The sequence below is a fragment of the Enterococcus sp. AZ171 genome (assembly GCF_051714005.1).
Taxonomy (GTDB): Bacteria; Bacillota; Bacilli; order Lactobacillales; family Enterococcaceae; genus Enterococcus_B; species Enterococcus_B pernyi.
Map to the genome: position 1 here is coordinate 3,005,001 of NZ_JBIORA010000001.1, position 22,670 is coordinate 3,027,670.

General features: G+C 39.3%; 21 protein-coding genes, 1 rRNA gene and 1 other annotated feature (1 of these 23 only partly in view). Of the genes, 5 read left to right on the forward strand and 17 right to left on the reverse strand.

Annotated elements, in window-relative coordinates; all coding sequences use genetic code 11:
• Nucleotides 1-1,559 (reverse strand): 16S ribosomal RNA (locus tag IGJ49_RS14395) (it extends 2 nt beyond the left edge of the window).
• A gap of 881 nt (nucleotides 1,560-2,440) precedes the next feature.
• Between IGJ49_RS14395 and IGJ49_RS14400 the strand changes: the two genes are divergently transcribed.
• The 3 genes from IGJ49_RS14400 to serS all read left to right on the forward strand — a co-directional run bounded on the left by IGJ49_RS14400 (nucleotide 2,441) and on the right by serS (nucleotide 5,883).
• On the forward strand, nucleotides 2,441-3,130 hold the full coding sequence (locus IGJ49_RS14400) for a response regulator transcription factor (RefSeq protein ID WP_010734587.1): 690 nt from the start codon (nucleotides 2,441-2,443) through the stop codon (nucleotides 3,128-3,130).
• Nucleotides 3,117-4,322, forward strand: a complete 1,206-nt coding sequence (locus tag IGJ49_RS14405; RefSeq protein ID WP_023520586.1) for a sensor histidine kinase — start codon at nucleotides 3,117-3,119, stop codon at nucleotides 4,320-4,322. Before IGJ49_RS14400 ends, IGJ49_RS14405 begins: the two co-directional genes overlap by 14 nt.
• Before the next feature lie 32 nt (nucleotides 4,323-4,354).
• Nucleotides 4,355-4,560, forward strand: a binding site (T-box leader).
• Between the two features lie 51 nt (nucleotides 4,561-4,611).
• Nucleotides 4,612-5,883 carry a serine--tRNA ligase gene (gene serS, locus IGJ49_RS14410; RefSeq protein ID WP_062805935.1) on the forward strand — a complete coding sequence of 424 codons (1,272 nt, stop codon included), beginning with the start codon at nucleotides 4,612-4,614 and terminating at the stop codon, nucleotides 5,881-5,883.
• Between the two features lie 69 nt (nucleotides 5,884-5,952).
• Here the strand turns inward: serS and guaB are convergent, their stop codons facing one another.
• The 10 genes from guaB to IGJ49_RS14460 form a co-directional block, all read right to left on the reverse strand.
• Complete coding sequence (gene guaB / locus IGJ49_RS14415) at nucleotides 5,953-7,437, reverse strand: IMP dehydrogenase (protein ID WP_010734584.1); 1,485 nt, start codon at nucleotides 7,435-7,437, stop codon at nucleotides 5,953-5,955.
• Nucleotides 7,438-7,714: 277 nt separating this feature from the next.
• Entirely contained in the window at nucleotides 7,715-8,047 is a 333-nt protein-coding gene (locus tag IGJ49_RS14420; protein WP_375152607.1) for a hypothetical protein, read from the reverse strand.
• A 250-nt stretch (nucleotides 8,048-8,297) separates the two neighbouring features.
• Nucleotides 8,298-8,993: a DUF1129 domain-containing protein gene (locus IGJ49_RS14425; protein WP_019722878.1), complete on the reverse strand. Its 696-nt coding sequence runs from the start codon at nucleotides 8,991-8,993 to the stop codon at nucleotides 8,298-8,300.
• An 80-nt stretch (nucleotides 8,994-9,073) separates the two neighbouring features.
• Nucleotides 9,074-10,174, reverse strand: a complete 1,101-nt coding sequence (gene ychF / locus IGJ49_RS14430; protein ID WP_010734581.1) for a redox-regulated ATPase YchF — start codon at nucleotides 10,172-10,174, stop codon at nucleotides 9,074-9,076.
• A gap of 8 nt (nucleotides 10,175-10,182) precedes the next feature.
• Entirely contained in the window at nucleotides 10,183-10,374 is a 192-nt protein-coding gene (locus IGJ49_RS14435; protein WP_010734580.1) for a DUF951 domain-containing protein, read from the reverse strand.
• Between the two features lie 18 nt (nucleotides 10,375-10,392).
• Nucleotides 10,393-11,283 (reverse strand): ParB/RepB/Spo0J family partition protein, encoded by an 891-nt coding sequence (locus IGJ49_RS14440; RefSeq protein WP_010734579.1) that lies wholly within the window; start codon nucleotides 11,281-11,283, stop codon nucleotides 10,393-10,395.
• On the reverse strand, nucleotides 11,270-12,037 hold the full coding sequence (locus tag IGJ49_RS14445; protein ID WP_010734578.1) for a ParA family protein: 768 nt from the start codon (nucleotides 12,035-12,037) through the stop codon (nucleotides 11,270-11,272). Before IGJ49_RS14445 ends, IGJ49_RS14440 begins: the two co-directional genes overlap by 14 nt.
• Before the next feature lie 11 nt (nucleotides 12,038-12,048).
• The gene (gene rsmG / locus IGJ49_RS14450) at nucleotides 12,049-12,762 is read right to left on the reverse strand and encodes a 16S rRNA (guanine(527)-N(7))-methyltransferase RsmG (RefSeq protein ID WP_010734577.1); all 714 of its coding nucleotides are present in this window, start codon (nucleotides 12,760-12,762) and stop codon (nucleotides 12,049-12,051) included.
• Nucleotides 12,763-13,048: 286 nt separating this feature from the next.
• Nucleotides 13,049-14,398 (reverse strand): lipase family protein, encoded by a 1,350-nt coding sequence (locus IGJ49_RS14455; RefSeq protein ID WP_438723940.1) that lies wholly within the window; start codon nucleotides 14,396-14,398, stop codon nucleotides 13,049-13,051.
• Nucleotides 14,398-14,916 (reverse strand): hypothetical protein, encoded by a 519-nt coding sequence (locus IGJ49_RS14460; protein ID WP_023520590.1) that lies wholly within the window; start codon nucleotides 14,914-14,916, stop codon nucleotides 14,398-14,400. The genes IGJ49_RS14455 and IGJ49_RS14460 overlap by 1 nt, the downstream gene beginning before the upstream one ends.
• 438 nt (nucleotides 14,917-15,354) lie before the next feature.
• Here IGJ49_RS14460 and IGJ49_RS14465 point away from each other — a divergent pair, with 438 nt between their 5' ends.
• Nucleotides 15,355-15,714, forward strand: coding sequence for a VanZ family protein (locus tag IGJ49_RS14465; RefSeq protein WP_438723943.1), 360 nt, complete (start codon nucleotides 15,355-15,357; stop codon nucleotides 15,712-15,714).
• Nucleotides 15,715-15,793: 79 nt separating this feature from the next.
• Here IGJ49_RS14465 and mnmG read toward each other — a convergent pair whose 3' ends face one another.
• Entirely contained in the window at nucleotides 15,794-17,695 is a 1,902-nt protein-coding gene (mnmG, locus tag IGJ49_RS14470; RefSeq protein WP_438723945.1) for a tRNA uridine-5-carboxymethylaminomethyl(34) synthesis enzyme MnmG, read from the reverse strand.
• A 14-nt stretch (nucleotides 17,696-17,709) separates the two neighbouring features.
• Nucleotides 17,710-19,107, reverse strand: coding sequence for a tRNA uridine-5-carboxymethylaminomethyl(34) synthesis GTPase MnmE (gene mnmE / locus IGJ49_RS14475; protein ID WP_438723947.1), 1,398 nt, complete (start codon nucleotides 19,105-19,107; stop codon nucleotides 17,710-17,712).
• A gap of 339 nt (nucleotides 19,108-19,446) precedes the next feature.
• Here mnmE and IGJ49_RS14480 point away from each other — a divergent pair, with 339 nt between their 5' ends.
• The gene (locus IGJ49_RS14480; RefSeq protein ID WP_010734567.1) at nucleotides 19,447-19,785 is read left to right on the forward strand and encodes a heavy metal-binding domain-containing protein; all 339 of its coding nucleotides are present in this window, start codon (nucleotides 19,447-19,449) and stop codon (nucleotides 19,783-19,785) included.
• A 160-nt stretch (nucleotides 19,786-19,945) separates the two neighbouring features.
• Here the strand turns inward: IGJ49_RS14480 and jag are convergent, their stop codons facing one another.
• From jag to rpmH, 4 genes are all read right to left on the reverse strand, one after another.
• Entirely contained in the window at nucleotides 19,946-20,689 is a 744-nt protein-coding gene (gene jag, locus IGJ49_RS14485; RefSeq protein ID WP_062805932.1) for an RNA-binding cell elongation regulator Jag/EloR, read from the reverse strand.
• 14 nt (nucleotides 20,690-20,703) lie between these two features.
• Nucleotides 20,704-21,525, reverse strand: a complete 822-nt coding sequence (locus tag IGJ49_RS14490) for a YidC/Oxa1 family membrane protein insertase (RefSeq protein WP_010734565.1) — start codon at nucleotides 21,523-21,525, stop codon at nucleotides 20,704-20,706.
• A complete protein-coding gene (gene rnpA / locus IGJ49_RS14495; protein WP_010734564.1) occupies nucleotides 21,522-21,878 on the reverse strand; it encodes a ribonuclease P protein component in 357 nt (118 codons plus the stop codon). Before rnpA ends, IGJ49_RS14490 begins: the two co-directional genes overlap by 4 nt.
• A gap of 118 nt (nucleotides 21,879-21,996) precedes the next feature.
• The gene (gene rpmH / locus IGJ49_RS14500) at nucleotides 21,997-22,131 is read right to left on the reverse strand and encodes a 50S ribosomal protein L34 (protein ID WP_002293121.1); all 135 of its coding nucleotides are present in this window, start codon (nucleotides 22,129-22,131) and stop codon (nucleotides 21,997-21,999) included.
• Nucleotides 22,132-22,670 lie beyond the last annotated feature (539 nt).

Here is a 22,670-nt window from a genome sequence, read left to right on the forward strand (position 1 = left end):
AGGAGGTGATCCAGCCGCACCTTCCGATACGGCTACCTTGTTACGACTTCACCCCAATCATCTATCCCACCTTAGGCGGCTGGCTCCAAAAAGGTTACCTCACCGACTTCGGGTGTTACAAACTCTCGTGGTGTGACGGGCGGTGTGTACAAGGCCCGGGAACGTATTCACCGCGGCGTGCTGATCCGCGATTACTAGCGATTCCGGCTTCATGTAGGCGAGTTGCAGCCTACAATCCGAACTGAGAGAAGCTTTAAGAGATTAGCTTAGCCTCGCGACTTCGCGACTCGTTGTACTTCCCATTGTAGCACGTGTGTAGCCCAGGTCATAAGGGGCATGATGATTTGACGTCATCCCCACCTTCCTCCGGTTTGTCACCGGCAGTCTTGCTAGAGTGCCCAACTAAATGATGGCAACTAACAATAAGGGTTGCGCTCGTTGCGGGACTTAACCCAACATCTCACGACACGAGCTGACGACAACCATGCACCACCTGTCACTTTGCCCCCGAAGGGGAAGCTCTATCTCTAGAGTGGTCAAAGGATGTCAAGACCTGGTAAGGTTCTTCGCGTTGCTTCGAATTAAACCACATGCTCCACCGCTTGTGCGGGCCCCCGTCAATTCCTTTGAGTTTCAACCTTGCGGTCGTACTCCCCAGGCGGAGTGCTTAATGCGTTAGCTGCAGCACTGAAGGGCGGAAACCCTCCAACACTTAGCACTCATCGTTTACGGCGTGGACTACCAGGGTATCTAATCCTGTTTGCTCCCCACGCTTTCGAGCCTCAGCGTCAGTTACAGACCAGAGAGCCGCCTTCGCCACTGGTGTTCCTCCATATATCTACGCATTTCACCGCTACACATGGAATTCCACTCTCCTCTTCTGCACTCAAGTCTCCCAGTTTCCAATGACCCTCCCCGGTTGAGCCGGGGGCTTTCACATCAGACTTAAGAAACCGCCTGCGCTCGCTTTACGCCCAATAAATCCGGACAACGCTTGCCACCTACGTATTACCGCGGCTGCTGGCACGTAGTTAGCCGTGGCTTTCTGGTTAGATACCGTCAAGGGGTGAACAGTTACTCTCACCCTTGTTCTTCTCTAACAACAGAGTTTTACGATCCGAAAACCTTCTTCACTCACGCGGCGTTGCTCGGTCAGACTTTCGTCCATTGCCGAAGATTCCCTACTGCTGCCTCCCGTAGGAGTTTGGGCCGTGTCTCAGTCCCAATGTGGCCGATCACCCTCTCAGGTCGGCTATGCATCGTGGCCTTGGTGAGCCGTTACCTCACCAACTAGCTAATGCACCGCGGGTCCATCCATCAGCGGCACCGTAAAGCGCCTTTCAAAACGAAACCATGCGGTTTCGATTGTTATACGGTATTAGCACCTGTTTCCAAGTGTTATCCCCTTCTGATGGGCAGGTTACCCACGTGTTACTCACCCGTTCGCCACTCCTCTTTTCCCGGTGGAGCAAGCTCCGGTGGGAAAAGAAGCGTTCGACTTGCATGTATTAGGCACGCCGCCAGCGTTCGTCCTGAGCCAGGATCAAACTCTCATAATAAAAGTTAGAACAATCTTTCGATTGTTAAGCTCAATTGTTTGCTAGCATATTGCTTGCTTGTTAAAAATGTTTGTTGTCTTGAATTGAATCAAGACGCCCTACACATTTGGTTTGTCTTACTTTGTTCAGTTTTCAAAGGTCTACGTGATAATTGAAACACAACTGCCTCAACTTATCGTTTGTGATTGCCGTAGCAACTTTTATATCTTAGCAAACTCTCGGATGATTGTCAACTATTTTTTAAAAGTTTTTTAACTCGTTTTTCACGAGGTCGTTTTAGCAACTCACTCATAATAACTTGTTGTTTGTTATTTGTCAATCACTTTTTTTGTTTTTTTCTTTGCGAAACTAACTTCAATCAGTGAATCACTCAAAAGCAACTTCGTTATCTTATCATGTGTTAACAAACATGTCAATCACTAATTTTAAGAATCGATTTGTTTGTTTTCCGTTCTTTCGAACAAATAATAATATACCAACATCAATTTTGAAAGTCAACTAAAAAAAGGCTGATTTATCAACATTTTTAAGAGAGTCGATCATTAAAAACAGGAAGCACAAAATCATTCGTTTTTACGTGTTTTTTCTCCTGTTTAAACTAGTTCCACCGAGATAATGTTCATCTTTTAGTTTGTTTGATCAAATTTCTTTTTTCTTACTATTGCTGTGTAAGTGTTCTCAATTTATTACTTCGTTTAAATGATGTTTCTCCTTGATTTAAATCACTTTCTATTTTTGTTTCCTCCTTTATCTTAGATTTCCACCCCTTCTACCCCCTCTTCTTCTAAAATTTTCCTTAACAAAGCGCTGCTTTTATCTATTTATCTTTTTTTTTGCTAAAATATTAAGAGTAAACACATTAATCGATGGAGGATCTATTTATGAAAATATTAATCGCAGATGACGACAAGGAAATTGTTGAATTACTTAGTATCTACGTACACAATGAAGGCTACGAAGCAGTAAAAGCCTATGATGGAAAAGAAGCATTATCAAAAGTACGAACAATCCCTGATATTGAATTACTTATTCTAGATATCATGATGCCTGAAATGGATGGCATGCAAGTAGTAAAAGAATTAAGAAAAGAATCACAAATCCCAATCATCATGTTAACAGCGAAAACGACTGATATGGATAAAATCAAAGGATTAGTAGCTGGAGCGGATGATTACGTAACAAAACCATTTAATCCTCTTGAAGTAATGGCTCGTGTGAAATCTTTGTTACGTCGCACAAAAATGCAAGTGACACCAGATCAACCGGATGTCCTAGAAGTAAATGCCTTGATCATCAATAAAGATTCCCATGAAGTCAAAACAATCGATGGAAAAGAAATCCAACTGACTGCCTTAGAATTTGGTATTCTATATCTCCTTGCAAGTCATCCTAACCATGTATTCAGTGCAGATGAGATCTTTGAACGTGTCTGGAAACAAGAAAGTATCGTTTCTGCTAAAACAGTAATGGTTCATGTTAGTCATCTAAGAGATAAAATTGAAGAAGCAACTGGTGGAGAAAAAGTCATTCAAACCGTTTGGGGAGTGGGCTATAAAATTGATGCAAGATAAAAAAGTGATCGAAAAACGACGCCGGATCAATCTGACATCTAAAGAAATCAGTGAATTATTAGCAGAAGGAATCATTACGATCATCCTTCTGCTTCTATTGAATGTAGCGATGTTGGTTATTATCAGTTCGATCATCAGTAGTTCACCTTCTTTGACAAACGCTATTTGGGATTCTAAAAATATCTTTGCCCAGCGTTTAGATAGTGATTTGTTTTGGAATGGCCGAAATTTTATTTTTCCTGTGTTCTTTCTATTAGATGTTGGTGTATTATACTGGCGATTGATTCGTCGCTACCGACAAATGCAATTACGACACATTATTAGTGAATTGCATTATATCGCTAATGGCAATTATGACCATCGTATCCCTTTCGAATTAAGTGGCGATCTTAGTCGTGTAGTCAAAAGTATCAATGGCTTAGTGGACAGTACGGTAGCGGCGATTGAAGACGAACGTAAAATCGAAAAATCAAAAGACGAACTGATTACAAACGTCAGTCATGATATTCGCACACCTTTAACATCAATTATTGGCTATTTAGGTCTTATTGAAGATGGTCAATATCAAACAGAAGAAGATCTGTTGAAATATACTCACACTGCTTATGTCAAAGCGAAACAAATGAAATCATTGGTAGAAGATCTGTTCGAGTATACCAAGGTACGTCAGCCGGCGGTTCCTGTGAATTTTTCTGCATTTGATTTGATCCAATTGATTGAACAATTGGCAGCTGATTTTGAACTAGAAGCTTCTAAAAAGGATATTCAAATTTTTGTTGAATCTCCAATCAATTCACTGATCATGGATGGTGATACCGAAAAGTTGGTTCGCGTATTCAATAATTTATTAACCAATGCCCTAAAATATGGCAAAGGAGCTACTAAAATCATCATTGAAATTGAACAACTTGGTTCAGAAGTCATCGTTGTTGTCAAAAACAATGGTGCCATGATTCCTCAACAAGCCATTGACAATCTATTTGATCGATTTTACCGTGTGGAAGAATCCCGTTCACAAGAAACTGGCGGGACAGGACTTGGTCTAGCCATTGCACAAAGTATCGTAGCATTGCACGGTGGCTATATCTATGCGAAGTCAGATCAAGATTGGACGTCTTTTATCATGCATTTCCCGCTTAAAAAAAATGAAAAGTTAGTCGGCAATCTGACAGAACATATTGACGGAAACTAAATTTTTCGCTATTCTTAGAATACAAATAGAAGAAAACAGTGAACCCAGTACATTTTATTTTTTTCAAGAGAGCTGATGGTTGGTGCAAATCAGTAAAAAATAATTTCGAAGTTCCAGTTCACCCAATGTGCCTTTCGAAATAAGAAAGGTCGGTAACAGCCGTTATCTGTTTACAAGTGCAGTCTCGATAGACTGAACTTGGGTGGTACCGCGAAACTCAAACCAGTTCGTCCCAAGATATTTCTTTGGATGAGCTGGTTTTTTTTATACAAAAAAAGGAGGAAAAGAAATGTTAGATATTAAAATGATCCGTCAAAATGTTGACTATGTACAAGAAAAATTAACGTCACGTGGCGTTAAAAAAGAAGTCTTAGCGGAGTTTGTGGAGTTAGATGAATCTCGCAGAAAATTGTTGGTTGAAAGTGAAGAATTGAAAAAATACCGTAATGATGTATCTGCTGAAATCGCCCAATTAAAGCGTAATAAAGAAGATGCAACTGCGAAGATCGCTGAAATGAAAGAAGTCGGTGGGAAAATCAAAGCACTAGACGAAGAAGTTGCACAAGTGGATGAAAAATTACAACAAATCGCTACAACTCTTCCTAATTTACCTCATGATTCCGTGCCAGTAGGTAAAGATGAAGAGGATAACGTGGAAGCTCGTCGCTGGAGTGAACCTCGTCAATTTGCTTTTGAACCAAAACCTCACTGGGAAATTGCTGAAAATCTAGGTATTCTTGATTTTGAACGTGGGGCAAAAGTATCAGGAAGCCGCTTTGTTTACTATAAAGGATTAGGTGCTCGCTTAGAACGTGCCCTTTATAATTTTATGTTAGATCAACACGTCTATGAACATGGCTATACTGAAATGATGACGCCTTACGCTGTAAATAGCCAAGCCATGTTTGGTACTGGTCAATTCCCTAAATTTAAAGAAGATGTTTTCCAATTAGCTGATACAGATTTAACTTTGATCCCAACAGCTGAAGTTCCTTTAACAAACTACTACAGCAATGAAATCTTAGCAAAAGAAGATTTACCTGTTTACTTCACTGCACTTAGCCCAGCATTCCGTTCAGAAGCAGGTAGTGCCGGTCGTGATACTCGTGGATTGATTCGTCTTCATCAGTTCAATAAAGTAGAAATGGTGAAATTCGCTGATGCAGAACATTCATATGAAGAACTTGAAAAAATGACCGCTGACGCAGAGGACATTTTGAAAAAATTACACTTACCTTACCGTGTTATGACATTATCAACTGGAGATATGGGCTTTTCAGCAGCGAAAACGTACGATTTAGAAGTATGGATCCCTGCACAAGATACGTATCGTGAAATCAGTTCTTGCTCAAACTGTGAAGATTTCCAAGCGCGCCGTGCGATGATCCGTTACCGAGATGCAGATGGAAAAATCCATTATGCACATACATTGAATGGTTCTGGTTTAGCAGTTGGCCGTACGGTTGCTGCCATCCTTGAAAACTATCAAAATGAAGATGGTTCAGTCACAGTTCCAGAAGTACTCGTGCCTTACATGGGGAACCTAAAAGTAATCAAATAAACAATAAAGCAGCTAAGTGATTCGTTGGCACGAATTGCTTAGCTGCTTTTTTATGTTCAAGAAGTTTGATTATGATTCTACAGAATAGTTTGGTGCTTCTTTCGTAATTTGTACATCATGTGGGTGAGATTCTTTCAAACCACTGCCACTCATTTGAATGAACTGTGCATCATCTCTTAATTGTTTTAGGTTTGCAGAGCCAACATAACCCATCCCTGATTTTAAGCCACCGATCATTTGGAAGAGAATGTCTGCTACGCTTCCTTTGTACGCTACACGGCCTTCAATACCTTCTGGCACTAACTTATTGGCTTCATTCGTGCCACCTTGGAAGTAACGGTCTTTTGATCCTTTTTCCATGGCGCCTAATGAACCCATTCCACGATATGTCTTGAAGCGACGACCTTGATAGATTTCAAATTCACCTGGAGATTCATCGGTTCCTGCCAACATACTACCTAACATAACCGCATGACCACCCGCTGCTAAAGCTTTGACGATATCACCAGAATATTTGATCCCACCATCTGCAATAATGGTTTTTCCATATTGGCGCGCAACTGAAGCTGCATCGTAAATGGCTGTTAATTGGGGAACACCCACACCAGCAACCACACGTGTCGTACAAATCGAACCTGGTCCGATACCTACTTTCACCACGTCAACACCTACATCGTATAACGCTTTTGTTGCTTCTGCTGTTGCTACATTACCAGCAATCAATGTTGCATCTTTAAATGTTGTGCGAATTTCTTGGATTTTACGGATTACACCTGCGCTATGTCCATGCGCCGTATCAATGACAATGGCATCTGCGCCAGCATCAAGTAAAGCTTGTGCACGTTCAAAGGTGTCGCTAGTGACACCAACTGCGGCAGCTACCAACAAACGACCATGTTCATCTTTTGCTGCATTTGGAAACTCGATTACTTTTTCGATATCTTTGATCGTGATCAAACCACTTAATCGACCTGCATCATCAACGATCGGTAGTTTTTCGATTTTATGTTGTTGTAAGATTTTTTCTGCATCTTTTAGAGAAGTGCCTACTGGGGCTGTTACTAAGTTTTCTTTTGTCATGACTTCGCTGATTTCGATATGGAAGTCTGTAACAAAACGCATATCACGGTTTGTAATGATTCCTACTAATTTGCGATTTTCCAATGTTTCGACGATTGGAACTCCACTGATACGGTATCTGCTCATTAATTCTTCAGCATCTGCGACCAAGTGTTGTGGTGTCAAGAAGAATGGGTCGATGATTACACCACTTTCAGAACGTTTCACTTTACGTACTTCGTCTGCTTGTTCGCTGATTGTCATGTTTTTATGGATGACACCTAGACCACCCTGTCTTGCCATAGCAATCGCCATTTTGCTGTCAGTAACTGTATCCATACTTGCACTGATGATAGGAATATTCAATTTGATATTTTTTGCTAATTGTACACTCATATCCACTTCGTTTGGTAACACGTGACTTTCTGCTGGTATCAATAAGACATCATCAAAAGTAAATCCTTTTTTCGTGAACTTTGTTTCCCAGTTGGACATTTTTAGTACCACTCCTCTTGTTTAGTTTATCTACTAAAATAATCGATTTTCTTTTGTAAGTCAACAACTTCTACTAATCCCTTGTTTTTTCTAAGGAACTACTCAGTGAATCCTAAAAAAAGAACGTACCAGCATAATGAAGCGTCTCCTAATGTTTGATCAAAATCAAATGTTGGTTAGCGCTTTCGTCTTACACTGCACGTTCTTTTTTCTTACTCAATATTTTTACTAAACTGAAACGAGTACACTTCAAGAAAGAAAAGATGCAATTCACTTTTTAAACATTTGCTTCGATCGATTCTTTGATCTTTTCAATTTCATTCAAATAATATAGTTTATAGGGAATGCTTAAGCCTTTTTTCTTCGTCTCTTCGTCAAGATACTTTTCATCGACATCTGTATACACAAATAAATCAGCAGCTAGTGTCTCTGGGTTTCTTGTATTATAGCTAATGAAATCCAGCTCGATTTCTGGCCCTAAAACAGACCGCATTTCTTTTTGAAACTTTTTTCCATGCCCAAGAATAAATTGTCCAGTTTTGATTCCGGCATAACCAAACAGAGGCACTCCGTCAGCATTGATAGAAAATATCCATTTGACTTTTTTCATATTCATTCACCCCTTATCGTTTAACTATCTCGCTCAACATATTTTATAACATCAGTGATCATCTCTATTATTTGATAATAACACTCTTTTATTATTTTTTATAATAATAAAAAAAACGTTTTGAGATCATGGTCGTCACTGTCAAATCAATAGAAATAAACAATAAAAAAGAGCACGTGCAGCGTAATGCTAACACATTCTCTTTTTTTTTGTTCGTCTCGTAAGTCACATAATTTCTAAGTCCAATAAATTATCTTCTTGGAACAGAAAGACTGCCAACGATGCCATATTTTTTCTTTAAATAGTAACGCAACGCAAGAGCTGCTGCACCGATGATGATGATCACCACTGGATCTAATAACGGGTTAACGATTGGTGGCAACAAGGTTGTTGCTGAAAAAGCAATGACCCAGATCAATGTCGTTCCACCCAAAATCAACAAGGTTTTACCCATTCCAGGTTTTTTACTACGATCAGCACCTGGATACTCATACTGGTAAATATACTTGTACATCAAGTAAAAGACCCATCCACCAATAGCTGAACCTAGTACAAGTGTGGTGATTCCATAAGCAGGTGTTGTTTCACGTGAAAACAATCCAGTGATTGCGATCATGACACTCAATAATCCGAGTAAGAGTAAGGTATTGTCCAACCACATCAACGTTGGTGTCGAAGAAGTTTTCACTTCAACCGGTTTATTGATGATTGCTTCTGTTCTTTCAGATACCGTTCCAAATAATTGGCGGGCTGTTTTCCCACCTTTTTGTTCGGATACTAAAACGGGTAACATCTCATGCAAAGCCGTTACTTTTTCTTCTTCTGATAAATTCGCTGCTTCTAGCGACTTTTTTAAGTCAAAAATATATTGTTGATTACGTTTTGTTAGTTGTTCTTCTAACTGCGCATTTTCTTTTACAATTTCGCGTAACTGTTCTGCTTCCATTATTTTACAGTCCTCCTTAGACGCTGACGGTTGTCACAAAAGACATTTTAACATATCACATACACCGTATGATAGCCTTTTTATACATTAAAACGGAATAACATAACGTCGCCATCTTGAACGACATAGTCTTTCCCTTCTAATCGTACACGCCCGGCTTCTTTCGCTGCGTGCATCGTTCCGTATTGGTCTAAATCTTCAAATGAGACTGTTTCTGCACGGATAAAGCCACGTTCAAAATCGGTATGGATGATTCCTGCAGCTTGTGGCGCTTTGATTCCTTTTTTGAACGTCCACGCACGAACTTCTTGTTCACCTGCTGTAAAGTATGTTGCTAATCCTAATAGGTCATACGCCGCACGAATCAATTGATCCAACCCTGACTCTTCAATGCCTAATGCTTCAAGAAACTCTGCTTTATCTTCGTCGTCAAGCTCAGCAATTTCTTCTTCTGCTCTGGCGCTAACGACAATCACTTCTGCATTTTCTTCTGCAGCAAAATTGCGGACTGCTTGAACATATTCATTCGCATCTGCATTTGCTACTTCATCTTCTGCCACATTCGCAACATACAAGATCGGTTTTGTTGTTAACAAGAATAAAGATTTAACGATTTTTTGTTCTTCTTCTGTAAATTCGATCGAACGTGCTGAACGTCCATCTTCTAATACTGGTTTGATTTTCTCTAACACCGCTAATTCAGCGACTGCATCTTTATCTTTTGTTTTTGCAATTTTTGCCACACGTGTATAGCGCTTCGTCACTGACTCTAAATCTGCTAAGACAAGCTCTAGATTGATCGTATCGATATCTGCTAAAGGATCGACACGTCCTTCTACGTGTGTGATGTTGTCATCGTCAAAACAACGAACGACATGACAGATTGCATCTACTTGGCGAATATGACTTAAAAATTGGTTTCCTAATCCTTCACCTTTACTTGCACCCTTAACGATTCCAGCAATATCTGTAAACTCAAAGGTTGTTGGTACAGTTTTCTTTGGTTTTACTAATTCTGTTAAACGTTGTAAACGCCAATCAGGTACTTCAACCATTCCAATATTTGGATCAATAGTCGCAAAAGGATAGTTGGCAGCCTCTGCTCCCGCCTTTGTAATTGCATTGAACAAAGTTGATTTTCCTACGTTGGGTAAACCCACAATTCCAGCAGTTAATGCCATAAATTCATTCACTCTTTCTCTACATTTTTTTCAAGTACTTTTTTCATTTTTTTCTCAAATTCTCGACGGGTCATCATCACGATATGACCGCAATTCATACATTTGATTTTGATATCAGCGCCCATTCGGATGATCTCCCAACGGTTCGTTTGACAAGCATGAGGTTTTTTCATTTCTACGATATCATGTAAGTCGTACATAACATAGCCTCCCTCTGTTTATTCTTCATCAAATTGAATATTTAGAATATCAAGAATTCTAGTTAAATCATTTTGTGAAAGATATTCGATTTCGATTTTACCTTTCCCATTCTTTTCTTGGATGGCGACACTTGTTCCAAATTTATCCATCAAGCGATCTTCACTCTCACGGATATAATACGGTTTTTCCTTTGCTAAACGTGGGATTTTTTTCTTTTCTTGCCCATCATTTTGATTCAGCTCGGAAACGATCTGCTCTAATTGTCGAACCGTTAGATTTTCTGTTACGACACGATTGGCTAATTTTAATATCAATTGTTTATTTTTTAATCCAAGTAACGTACGAGCTTGTCCCATAGATAATCGTTGATCTTGGACCATTTCTTTCACTAAATCAGGCAATGTCAATAAACGCAAATAGTTTGCGATATAAGGACGACTTTTCCCTAAACGACTTGCGACTTCAGCTTGTGTCAACTTTAAGTTCTTCATCAACATCTCGTAAGCTTCTGCTTCTTCTAAAGGATTCAAGTCTTCACGTTGTAAGTTTTCTAAAACTGCAACTTGCATCATCGCTTCTTCGTCGAAATCTCTGACAATTGCAGGAATCGTTTCTTTGCCAGCTAACTTAGACGCCCGGAAACGACGTTCACCTGCGATGATCTCATAACCTTTCACCGACGAACGACGAACAATGATCGGTTGAAAGACACCGGAGTACTCGATCGAGTTCGCTAATTCTTGCAATGATACTTCTTCAAATGTTTTACGTGGTTGATACGGATTAGGACGCAATTCGTTTAGTGGCAACTGAATGACAGTTTCATCTTTCACGTTGACTGTTTCTAAATTTTCCAAATCTTGAAACAGCGCGTCGATTCCCCGGCCTAGTCCTTTACTTTTCTTCACGATCGACCACTTCCTTTGCTAATGCTTGATACACTTCAGCGCCTCTGGAACGCGGATCATAATCAATGATAGGTTTTCCATGACTTGGTGCTTCTGACAAACGAATGTTTCGAGGAATCACTGTGTCATACACTTTTTCACGGAAATACTTCCGTACTTCTTCCACCACTTCATTCCCTAGATTCGTTCGAGCGTCATACATCGTCAATAATACCCCTTCGATTTCCAATTCAGGGTTGAAGTGTTTTTGTACCAAGCGAACAGTATTCAGCAATTGACTTAACCCTTCTAACGCATAGTATTCACACTGCACAGGGATCAAAATCGAATCACTTGCAGTAAATGAGTTGATGGTTAGATGACCTAAAGATGGCGGGCAATCAATTAAAATGTAGTCATACTGATCGTTGACTTCAGCCAGTGAACTTTTTAAACGTGATTCTCTTGCCATCATTGAGGTCAATTCAATTTCCGCTCCCGCTAATTGAAGAGTGGCAGGCACAATACTCAAGTTTTCATGTTCAGTAGCAATTGTCGCTTCAGCAATTGGTAACTCATTGACTAATACATCATAAATATCTTGTGTCACATCAGGTTTACGAATGCCTACTCCGCTAGTGGCATTTCCTTGTGCATCCATATCTACAAGCAACACTTGTTTACCTAAACTTGCTAAACAAGCACCTAGATTTACAGTTGTCGTTGTTTTACCAACGCCGCCTTTTTGATTTGCAACGGATATAATTTGTGCCATCTCTTCTCCTCCTACTTGATTGGTTGCTTATTCGGCAACCCAGGTTTTCTTGGATACTTCTTCGGTGTTGGTTTCTTCTTCTGTATAATCAGAATGTGGCGTTTGTCCGAGATTTTAGGTAGTTCAATTGCTTGCTCTCCGATAAATTTACCACCTAATTGCGCAATCGCTGGTTTCGCTTCTGCCAATTCTTCTTCGCTTTTCGCAGCTTTCAGTGCATAGAAATAGCCCTCTTGTTTCACTAATGGTAAACACAGTTCCGTCAATACATTCAAACGTGCCACTGCACGAGCAGTCACAAAATCAAATGATGCACGGAATTGCGGATTTTGCCCAAATGTTTCTGCACGATCATGATAAAGAGATGCATCGATTTCTAATTGATTCGTTAACTCAGTTAAAAAAGTGATTCGCTTATTCAAGGAATCAACAATCGTTATTTGTAACTCAGGAAAAGCAATTTTTAAAGGAATACTTGGGAACCCAGCTCCTGAGCCGACGTCACATAAAGTCAGGCCAGTTGAAAAATCAACATCAAATGCCAACGTCAATGAATCATAAAAGTGTTTTAAATAAACTTCTTCTCGATCAGTGATCGCCGTCAAATTCATTTTTTCATTCCACTCCACTAATAAATGAAAATAACGGTCAAACTGCGCCATTTGCTTATCCGATAAATGAATGTCTTTTTCTGCCAAGACTTGGCGAAATTCTTCTGGTGTCATAATTTTTCCTTTCATTGTGAAACAGCTAATTGTTTCACAGAATCTCTTCCTACTTTAACGCAAAATGAGTCGAGTTGCAATCTTTCTATATATAAATTTAAAGGAGGTTATGCCAAATTCGGAAGTAGGTAAATTCTTGTTCTACAATAAAAAAATAATCCGCCCTCGGACAACACAAAAAGAGTGTGCTGCCCATTGCTCACACTCCTTTATTTTCTATTATTTAGTTAGACAACAATCACTTCTCAATAGTGCTTTTATCGATCGTTCACTTTTGTAGCAAGGGTTAGAACAATTGATTCGCTAATTCTTTGTCACGTGCCACCATTTCATTGATTTTTTGGGTGATTTCATCGGCGAGTGTTTGAAACTGTTCTGACATCTGATCGATCTGCCGGATTTTATCTCTAAATTCCTGTGTTGGCTCATCGACAATCTCCCATTTTGTACAATTAACTTCGGCTAATGTTTCAATTACCTCGTTGTACGTCAAATGTGGGGTATAATTGCGTACTCTTCCCAACCAGTCATTCCATAACTCTTTCAACTCCGTGATCCCGTTTTGGTAAATCACGCGAACATTGCTCATCGCCTCATCAAATTTACTTGCTGCGGTCCGTACTACAGCAAATGCTTGGCTATCCTCTAAATAAATTTTTTCTGATTGAGAAAGTCCGCCGCCACTTGCAGTCAGCTTCTTACCTAACTCTTTTAAGGTCAAGAATTCTTTGATTTGAACCTTGAGCCACTCATTTTCTTCTTTCACACGCTTGATTTCATCTAGCGTATGCTCGCCACTGACTGCTAGTAGTTTGATCATTGCTTCGTTTTCCAAAAGTGTTTGTTGCCACAAAGTTGGGGCTAACAAGATCCCCCCATTGCCATCGACGTATACGATGATCTGTCCATGCTTATCGATATAATTTCCCTCTTCATCTGTTCTGAATTGATCCAGCGAATGTCCAAATGTTTCCCAGCCCGAATTATCGATTCCAAAACTATTGATTGGAAGCATCCCTTTCCCACCAGTGAAAAGCCCACTCGTGACGACATCCGAAGTGTCGTAGATATTGATCAGGGTACCGTTGTGATTATCGAATAAGGCTTGTGCAAGCCCTGGTCCTGCCGCGCCGTACGTCACACTGTCATAACCATTGATCGCTGCGACAAAAAGTGCTTTAGCGCCACCTAACGAGTGCCCAGTCGTTGAGATCGTATAGCCATCTGATTTGGGATACTGCTTTTCAATTTCATGGGCATAGTTCAAGGCAGAAGCAAATGCTCCATTTGAGTGTTTATTACTTCGACCAATTTCCTCAAGGTTAGTATACCAATCTTTGAGCGAAGTCGTGCCAGCGTAAGCAATCGTAAGGTTTTTGGTGATGACGGAGTCAGGGAAGCCAGGTACTTTTTTTAATTGCTCTTCATTGTACCCAAGATATTCCTCTTTTATTTTAGCAACTACCATTGCTTGCATACTATTTTTCTTTGGCTTAGATTCATTACCGATTTTTTCTTTATTTGTATCTACTGTTTTTATGACTATATAAGGGATTTCTTTTACTAGATGATTTACTTTTATCAATCCATCTTCAACTTTATACACAGAATCAGATAGCCACCTATTTTGATCCATCAATCTATCCCTCCTTCGTAATAGATAATTTGTTCATCTGCCATAATCGAATTAATTTTTTCTTTTCTTTTTGTAATATAATAAGGACCAGTTCCAGTGCTATCAGAAATCATGTATATAGGTTTATTTGTTTCTGCGGAAATAGTACTTAAACTTACTTCCTCCTCATATACTCCATTAACAGTGAAATAAATGGTCAAAAAATTCATCGGACTCACTGAATATCCAGTAAATTCAATTTTAGTTATCTCCTTATATTCTCTGACCTCTAACAATGCTTTCAAATATTCTTCCGTGGTCATTTCACCTTGTCCGCAGTCATACTTTCTGAAAATTTCTTCTTCTTTCTCCCGATTGTTTACATAGAGACGATAATTGTTATACACATAATTTGCCAGATCCTTCTGTATTTCCAGCAATTCTTGAAGATCTTCTTCTCTTTTATCCATGTAGATCTTTCCTCCGATTCCTCCTAAGATAATGATCACTAATACACCTAACCAAAGCCGTTTGTTCATAGATCCTCCTTTCAGTTAGCTACTATTTTTGTCAATGCTTCACAATAAGATACGTATATTTCATTTTATTCTGCGATCACATTTCAATATTAAGTTATTTTATGTATACTTATAGAGAGAAAGACAAGTGTTGTGACGTATTTTTTTATAAAGTTAATCTCAATTGATTATAACAAAAATAAGGAGGTTTTTTAGATAGAAAATAAAATTAAAATGTTATTTTTAAAATTTTTAATGCTACTTTCTTGCCTGCTTTTTTCTCGATGGTTTTTCATGCGTTATCTCTATTATTATTCTATTACGCTTTTTCCACCATCTGGCCCTGTCGATTTTTGGGTTCCTTTCTTCTTAGTGATAATCATTACGTTATTCCTTTATGTCAGTCTTCACTGTGCTTTTACAAGAAACATCTATCGGGAATAGCTGGTCTTTTTTTCTTTGCTGTACATCACCTTTCTTATTTATCTACTTTTCTTAAAAAATATCGGGATACGAGGCGTAGAATTTCAGCTATTTTCGTGGGTGAAGGATTTGATTTATGGAGATCCAATGATTGTTCTGTTTAATATTTTACTGTTTCTACCTTTAGGCTGGATTTTACCAGTAAGTTGGAAGAATACTATCTTAGTCCTTTCAGCTGTCTTAGGCGTTGAATGGATCCAATATTTCTTTTACCTAGGTATTTTTGATTTAGGGGATGTTTTTATAAATACTTGTGGGTTTCTTATTGGTGCATGTATAAATAGGTGGCTGATCAGTCGATGGGATATTCAGGTTTCTTCTTTTTTACATAAATAATTTACTCTATGTTCTTGCTAACAAAAAAAGAGCCAACGAATCAATCATTCGTCGGCTCTTTTTTTGTTTAGTGCTTTATTTAAGCAGATGTTTCCACTTTCGCAATCTTCCCTTGTTCGATGTAGACCATCAAGATGCTTAGGTCCGCTGGATTGACACCGCTGATGCGGCTTGCTTGTGCGATGGTTTCTGGACGGATTTTTTGAAGCTTTTGTTTTGCTTCCGTTGCTAATCCGTTGATCGCAGCGTAGTCAATGTTTTCTGGGATGCGTTTGGCTTCCATCCGTTTTAGTTTTTCTACTTTTTCTAATGCTTTTTTGATGTATCCTTCGTATTTTAGTTGAATTTCAACTTGCTCGATTTCTTTACGTGTTAACTCCGCATTTTCTGGAATAAATCGTAATAGATCGGCATAGGTGATTTCTGGGCGACGCAAGAAATCACTTGCTAGCACACCATCTTTTAATGGTGCAGCATTTAATTCTGATAAAAAGGCTTGGACTTCTGCTGTCGGTTTGATACGAACGTTCATCAAACGTTTGATTTCTTGTTCAACTGCTGCTTTCTTTTTCAAGTAAGCAGCATATTGATCTTCTTTTACTAAACCGATCTGGTGACCCATTTCCGTTAGGCGTAGATCAGCATTATCATGACGAAGAAGTAAACGATATTCTGCTCGGGACGTCAGTAAGCGATAAGGTTCATTCGTTCCTTTTGTGACTAAATCATCGATCATGACACCGATATAGCCGTCACTACGTTTGATGACTAATGGCTCTTTTCCTTGAACCTTCAATGCTGCATTGATTCCTGCAATCAGCCCTTGTCCCGCTGCTTCTTCATATCCACTTGTCCCATTGGTTTGACCGGCCGTATAAAGATTTTCTACGACTTTCGTTTCTAATGTTGGACGTAACTGGTGTGGTTCGACCACATCGTACTCAATGGCATAGCCCGTACGCATCATTTCTGCTTTTTCTAATCCAGCAATCGAATGCAACATATCCACTTGGACGTCTTCTGGAAGTGAAGTTGAAAGCCCTTGAACATACACTTCTTCTGTATTCAATCCTTCTGGTTCTAAAAAGAGTTGATGACGTGGTTTGTCTGCAAAACGGACGATTTTGTCTTCGATCGATGGGCAGTAACGTGCGCCGACGCCTTCAACGATTCCTGTAAACATTGGTGCGCGGTGAAGATTGTCACGAATGATTTGATGGGTCGTTTCACCTGTATAAGTCAACCAACAAGGTTCTTGTTCTAAGTTATAGGCACTGTCCGGTGTGGCAAAGCTAAAATGATTTGGCTCCTTGTCTCCCGGTTGTTCTTCTGTAACAGAGTAATCGATCGTACTTGATTTCACACGTGGAGGCGTTCCGGTTTTAAAACGATCAATGGCAAAACCTAATTCTTTTAAGTGATTGGCTAAACCAATTGATGGTTGTGAGTTATTCGGACCAGATGAATATTTTAATTCACCGATAATAATCTCACCACGTAATGCGGTACCTGCAGTGATAACGACTGCTTTTGAACGATAGCTTGCACCGGTTGAAGTGACTACACCATGACAAACCCCATCTTCAACGATCAATTCTTCAACGATTCCTTGTCTTAGTGTCAAATTCTCTTCTTTTTCAATTGTATGTTTCATTTCACTGGCATAGGCATGCTTGTCTGCTTGTGCACGTAATGCTCGGACAGCAGGTCCTTTCCCAGTGTTCAACATTCTCATTTGAATGTATGTCTTATCAATATTCTTACCCATTTCGCCGCCTAGTGCATCAATCTCGCGTACGACAACGCCTTTAGCTGGACCGCCGACGGAAGGGTTACATGGCATAAATGCCACCATATCTAAATTGATCGTTAATAGTAACGTTTTTGACCCCATACGTGCAGCAGCCAAAGCGGCTTCTGAACCAGCATGTCCTGCACCGACAACGATCACATCATATTCTTCTGCTTGATAATGATTCAAGAACTGTTCCTCCTTTATTTTCCAAGACAAAATTGACTAAACAATTGTGTGATCAGTTCATCTTGGACACTATCTCCTACGACTTCACCAAGGTAATCCCAACAGCGAGTCATATCCATTTGAACTAGGTCAACAGGCATACCCGCATCGATTCCTGCGATCACTTCTTGTAAAGAGATGGCCGCTTTTTCGAGCAAGGCAATATGACGGGTATTGGATACATAAGTTGCATCTCTTTCGCCAATTTGCCCGCCAAAGAACAACTCAGAGATGGCCGTTTCTAATCGGTCTAATCCTTCATTATTGGCAACCGAAACAGCGAATACTGGTTCATCCTCGATCAATGATAAAAGCTTGTCTTCCTCTAATTGTTTCGGTAAATCAGTTTTATTCAATAGAATGATCCGTTTCAATCCTTTTGTTGCTTCCAACAACTGTTCATCTTCAATCGTCAACGGCTCGCTTTGATTCAAGACAAGTAAGATCAATTCAGATTCTGCCAAAGCTTTACGACTACGAGCAACACCGATTTGTTCCACGATATCTTCTGTTTCCCGAATACCTGCTGTGTCGATCAGTTTCAACGGTACGCCACGAACATTGACGTATTCTTCAATCACATCTCTTGTCGTTCCCGCAATATCTGTCACGATGGCTTTTTCTTCTCGTAATAAATGGTTCAGTAAGCTTGACTTACCAACGTTTGGACGACCGATGATGGCCGTACTTAATCCTTCTCGTAAGACCTTGCCTTGTTGTGATGTTGCTAAAAGAACTTCGATGCGTTGTTGGATCATCTGCGCTTTTTCTAATAGAAGTTTTGTCGTCAATTCTTCGACATCATCATATTCAGGGTAATCGATATTCACTTCGACTTGTGCTAATGTCTCTAAAATTTCTTGTCGAAGGGAACGGATCAATGCAGACAGATTTCCATCTAATTGGTTCAACGCGACCCCCATCGCCTTGTCTGTTTTCGCACGGATCAGGTCCATGACTGCTTCAGCTTGGGATAAATCAACTCGTCCATTTAAAAAGGCACGCTTTGTAAATTCTCCTGGCTCTGCTAAACGTGCGCCTTCTCTTAATAGAAGCTGTAAAATTTGATTGACGACAACGATGCCCCCATGGCAATTGATTTCTACAACATCTTCTCGGGTAAATGTTCGTGGTGCGCGCATGACGGATACCATGACTTCATCGACTAATTGTTCACTTTTGGGATCGACGATATGCCCATAATGAATCGTATGACTAGGAACATCCAACAACTGTTTATTGCCACTTTGATAGACTTTATTGGCAATGGTCAACGCTTGATCACCGCTTAAACGCACAATACTTATCGCCCCTTCACCTGGTGGCGTAGAGATTGCTGCAATCGTATCAAATTCTAAGGTTATTTCAGCCATTTTTTCACTTCCTTTTTCATTTTACGCACAAAAAAAGTGCCCACTTCACCCTTTGCAATAAATGGTGAACTTCGCACTTTGACTGCTTGTTCTGTTTAAATTCTGGTCATAGACTATCATATCTAATTCTAGTAATCAAGCTTTTTTATTTATTTTTATGAGAGTCACTAATCAATCTTAAACTTTTTCTGCACAGGGTTCTTTTGACTGAAACTATCATTAGATCACTCTCTATAGAAGTAAATCTACTCTTATATCTTTATCTTTGTTCCAAAAAACGTTACACTTAAATGGTAACGGTATCTACATACTTTTTCTTTACCGAAAGGAGCAAAAATTATGGCCCAATTTAAGCCTAGTGCAGTAGACGGAGTAGATGATCCACGAATCAATGAAGTGGTGTTATCGACAGGGAATATCAATCAAAAATATATCGTCAGAGATATCGTATTTGTCGCAGAATGTATTGAAGGAGACTTATTCGACCCTACATTCAATAGTGATGACATGTTCTTGACAACAAAACAAAAATTAAAAAAGAAAGTGTTAGATTATGGCGCAAATGCAGTCATCAATTGTCATTTTGAATATCAACAAAAACCCCGAGATGGCAAACAGATCATCGAACTTTTTGCTTACGGTACCGTGATCCAATTTGTCCAAACAACGATTGGCTGATCACAAAAAAACGTGCAGAGCTTTCGCTCTGCACGTTTTTTCTACCAAAGTAAAGACTACCATCGTATACTCCGATAAGAATGATTTCTAATAAAATATACTTTGTTTGGAAAAGTTTGTCAATCTGATCGCAAGATTTTGGTTCTTCTCTTCGTAATCGCTAGCTAGCTGGTTCGACAACTAAGTAACGATATGGTTCATCACCTTCTGAGTGGGTTTGTACTCCCTCATGTTTACTTAATGCCGCGTGGATTTGTTTGCGTTCAAACGCAGGCATCGGTTCTAAAAATACAGGATGTCCCGTACGCAAGACTTTTTCTGCGGTGCGCTCAGCTAAACGTTGGATGATCTCTTGTCGTTTTTCACGATAGTTGCCCACGTTTACCACGACAGAGAGTTTATTACCGGCTACTCGATGAATGAACACTTGCGCCAAATATTGCAAAGCATTTAACGTTTTTCCATGTTTGCCGATCAACAGACCTTGTTTATCCGTTTCTAAATGGAAGACGATCAAGTTCGCTTCTCGTGTCATTTTTACTACAGCTGGTGCATTTAGTTGCTGGGAGATCTCAGTGAGATAGGTTGCTAATTCCGATAAAGCTGCTTCGTCACCTAATTCACTTTTTTCTTCAATCAAGTCCTCAGGTTCGATTTCACCCGTATCTTCTGTTTGAACAGATGTTTCTTCCAACACTTCTTCTACGGTTTCTTCGATCGTTTCAGAGACAACTTCGCTGATATTCGGTTCGATTGAAAGTTTGGCATTTCTTTTTCCCATTCCGAGAAATCCTTTTTTTCCTTCATCAAGTATCTCAATAGCGACTTGCTCTTTTGCTAGTCCTAACTCATTCAATCCAATTTCAACAGCTTCATCTACGGTTGCAGCTTCATAAATCGGCATTTGCATTCCCTCCCTTATTTTTTACGTTTTTTCTTAGGACTTTGTGCCTTACGCAAAGCACGTTCTTTTTCACGGATACGTTGTGCTTCTTCTTCACGCTCACGTTTGATTTTAAATGGATTATTGATCAATAGTGTTTGGAACACTTGGAAAGCATTTGATACTACCCAGTATAATGAAAGTCCACTGGCTAAATTGACCCCCATAACTAAGATCATCACTGGCATCGCAAAATTCATGACTTTCAATGAAGCGTTCGATTCCACTTGGCTCATGCTTGATAAATACGTACTTGCAAATGTAAAGATGGCAGCCAACACTGGTAAAATAAAGGTTGGGTCAGCGTTCCCTAAGTTCAACCATAAGAAGTGACCTTGACTCAACGCAGGAACACGAGAAATTGATTGCCATAAAGCCATTAAGATTGGCATTTGTACTAATAAAGGCAAACAACCTGCATATGGATTTACACCATTTTCAGCATATAACCGTTGTTGTGCTTCTCTTAACTTACTTTGTGTTTCAGGATCTTTTGAACTATATTCTTGTTGGATCGCTTTTAGTTTTGGTTGAAGTTCTTGGGTCTTACGCATACTTTTTGTTTGGAAATGCATTAATGGTAATAAAATTACGCGAATGATGATCGTGAATAAAATGATCCCGATCCCAACATTTCCAAATGACAATGCTTTAATCGCTTCTGCAAAATAATAAACAATGTAGCGATCCCAAATTCCTGTACTTTGTGCGCTGACTTCTCCAGTTCCACAACCGGATAAGACGATGATCAGACCGACAAGTCCGGCCATCAAAAGTAAACGTTTGTATTTCTTCACTTACTCTTTTCCTCTCTGTCGATTATTTTTGCAAGCTTTAAGACATGGACTAAGTTGGAGCGAATCTCATCGTAAGTCAGTCCTTTGATGCTTGGTCTAGCAATCACAATAAAATCTAATTCCGGCTCGATCTCTTCTTTCAATGAATAGATCGCCGCACGGATTTTTCGTTTTACTTCATTGCGACATACAGCGTTTCCGACTTTCTTACCTACAGATAAGCCAACACGAAAATGCGGTTGTTCCTTCTTTTCTAAACGGTACACGACAAACTTACGGTTAGCAAAGGAAGCGCCGGTTTGAAACACCGCTTGGAACTCTCGTTCTTTTTTCACTCGATACGCTTTTTTCATTCGTTTTCTTTCCTTTTCTATCTCTCACTTACGCTCCCAATCATACCATATTTCCTATAAGTCTTTCACCTTTTCCTCTAAAAAAGGGCATAAAAAAAACCACTGTAACCCCAGTGGTCTAAGCTGAAAGAACTTTTCTTCCTTTACGACGACGGCTAGCTAAAACACGACGTCCATTTTTAGTACTCATACGTTTACGGAATCCGTGAACTTTTTGACGTTTACGTTTATTTGGTTGGTATGTTCTTTTCATCTTGTTCCACCTCCAGAAATTCTTATCTACATGTACATGAATTAAACACAGACATACTTTGATAGTATAACGAGTACTTAGGTGATTTGTCAATATAAAAAAAAGCTTTTATTCGAAAATAATTCTCTCATTTTATCCACAACGGTATTTTTCGCGCTGTGTTTTCAATGTGGATAAAGTTATACACAGAAGTTTTCCACAGTAATTTACCCTTGGTTTTTACACAGAATAAACAGCTGAAAATAAGTAATCCACAATTTCATAATTTCCTGTGCATTAATTTCTGTAAGTACTGTCATTATTACTTTTTTTATCCACAAACCACTGGGTAAATCTCTAGTTTTGTACCACTTATCCACCTGTTGATTACTCTTGTGGATATCTTTTTTTCCTCCCTGTGTTTTTCTTCTTTTTTTTTCTTCTGGATAATGTGGATAATTGTTATAAAAAATTTTTTTCTTTTCTTTCTGTGGAAAACTTTTGTAAAAAATGCTAAATTAGTACTAGCTATTTACTTTTAATGAAGGAGGAGGCCTTGT

What these genes read in the sequence shown, in the direction of transcription:
- IGJ49_RS14400 (WP_010734587.1), top strand. Translation starts at nt 2,441, where the DNA reads ATGAAAATATTAATCGCAGATGACGACAAGGAAATTGTTGAATTACTT.
- serS (WP_062805935.1), top strand. Translation starts at nt 4,612, where the DNA reads ATGTTAGATATTAAAATGATCCGTCAAAATGTTGACTATGTACAAGAA.
- guaB (WP_010734584.1), bottom strand. Translation starts at nt 7,437, where the DNA reads ATGTCCAACTGGGAAACAAAGTTCACGAAAAAAGGATTTACTTTTGAT.
- IGJ49_RS14420 (WP_375152607.1), bottom strand. Translation starts at nt 8,047, where the DNA reads ATGAAAAAAGTCAAATGGATATTTTCTATCAATGCTGACGGAGTGCCT.
- IGJ49_RS14425 (WP_019722878.1), bottom strand. Translation starts at nt 8,993, where the DNA reads ATGGAAGCAGAACAGTTACGCGAAATTGTAAAAGAAAATGCGCAGTTA.
- ychF (WP_010734581.1), bottom strand. Translation starts at nt 10,174, where the DNA reads ATGGCATTAACTGCTGGAATTGTGGGTTTACCCAACGTAGGAAAATCA.
- IGJ49_RS14435 (WP_010734580.1), bottom strand. Translation starts at nt 10,374, where the DNA reads ATGTACGACTTACATGATATCGTAGAAATGAAAAAACCTCATGCTTGT.
- IGJ49_RS14445 (WP_010734578.1), bottom strand. Translation starts at nt 12,037, where the DNA reads ATGGCACAAATTATATCCGTTGCAAATCAAAAAGGCGGCGTTGGTAAA.
- rsmG (WP_010734577.1), bottom strand. Translation starts at nt 12,762, where the DNA reads ATGACACCAGAAGAATTTCGCCAAGTCTTGGCAGAAAAAGACATTCAT.
- IGJ49_RS14455 (WP_438723940.1), bottom strand. Translation starts at nt 14,398, where the DNA reads ATGGATCAAAATAGGTGGCTATCTGATTCTGTGTATAAAGTTGAAGAT.
- IGJ49_RS14460 (WP_023520590.1), bottom strand. Translation starts at nt 14,916, where the DNA reads ATGAACAAACGGCTTTGGTTAGGTGTATTAGTGATCATTATCTTAGGA.
- mnmE (WP_438723947.1), bottom strand. Translation starts at nt 19,107, where the DNA reads ATGGCTGAAATAACCTTAGAATTTGATACGATTGCAGCAATCTCTACG.
- IGJ49_RS14480 (WP_010734567.1), top strand. Translation starts at nt 19,447, where the DNA reads ATGGCCCAATTTAAGCCTAGTGCAGTAGACGGAGTAGATGATCCACGA.
- jag (WP_062805932.1), bottom strand. Translation starts at nt 20,689, where the DNA reads ATGCCGATTTATGAAGCTGCAACCGTAGATGAAGCTGTTGAAATTGGA.
- rnpA (WP_010734564.1), bottom strand. Translation starts at nt 21,878, where the DNA reads ATGAAAAAAGCGTATCGAGTGAAAAAAGAACGAGAGTTCCAAGCGGTG.
- rpmH (WP_002293121.1), bottom strand. Translation starts at nt 22,131, where the DNA reads ATGAAAAGAACATACCAACCAAATAAACGTAAACGTCAAAAAGTTCAC.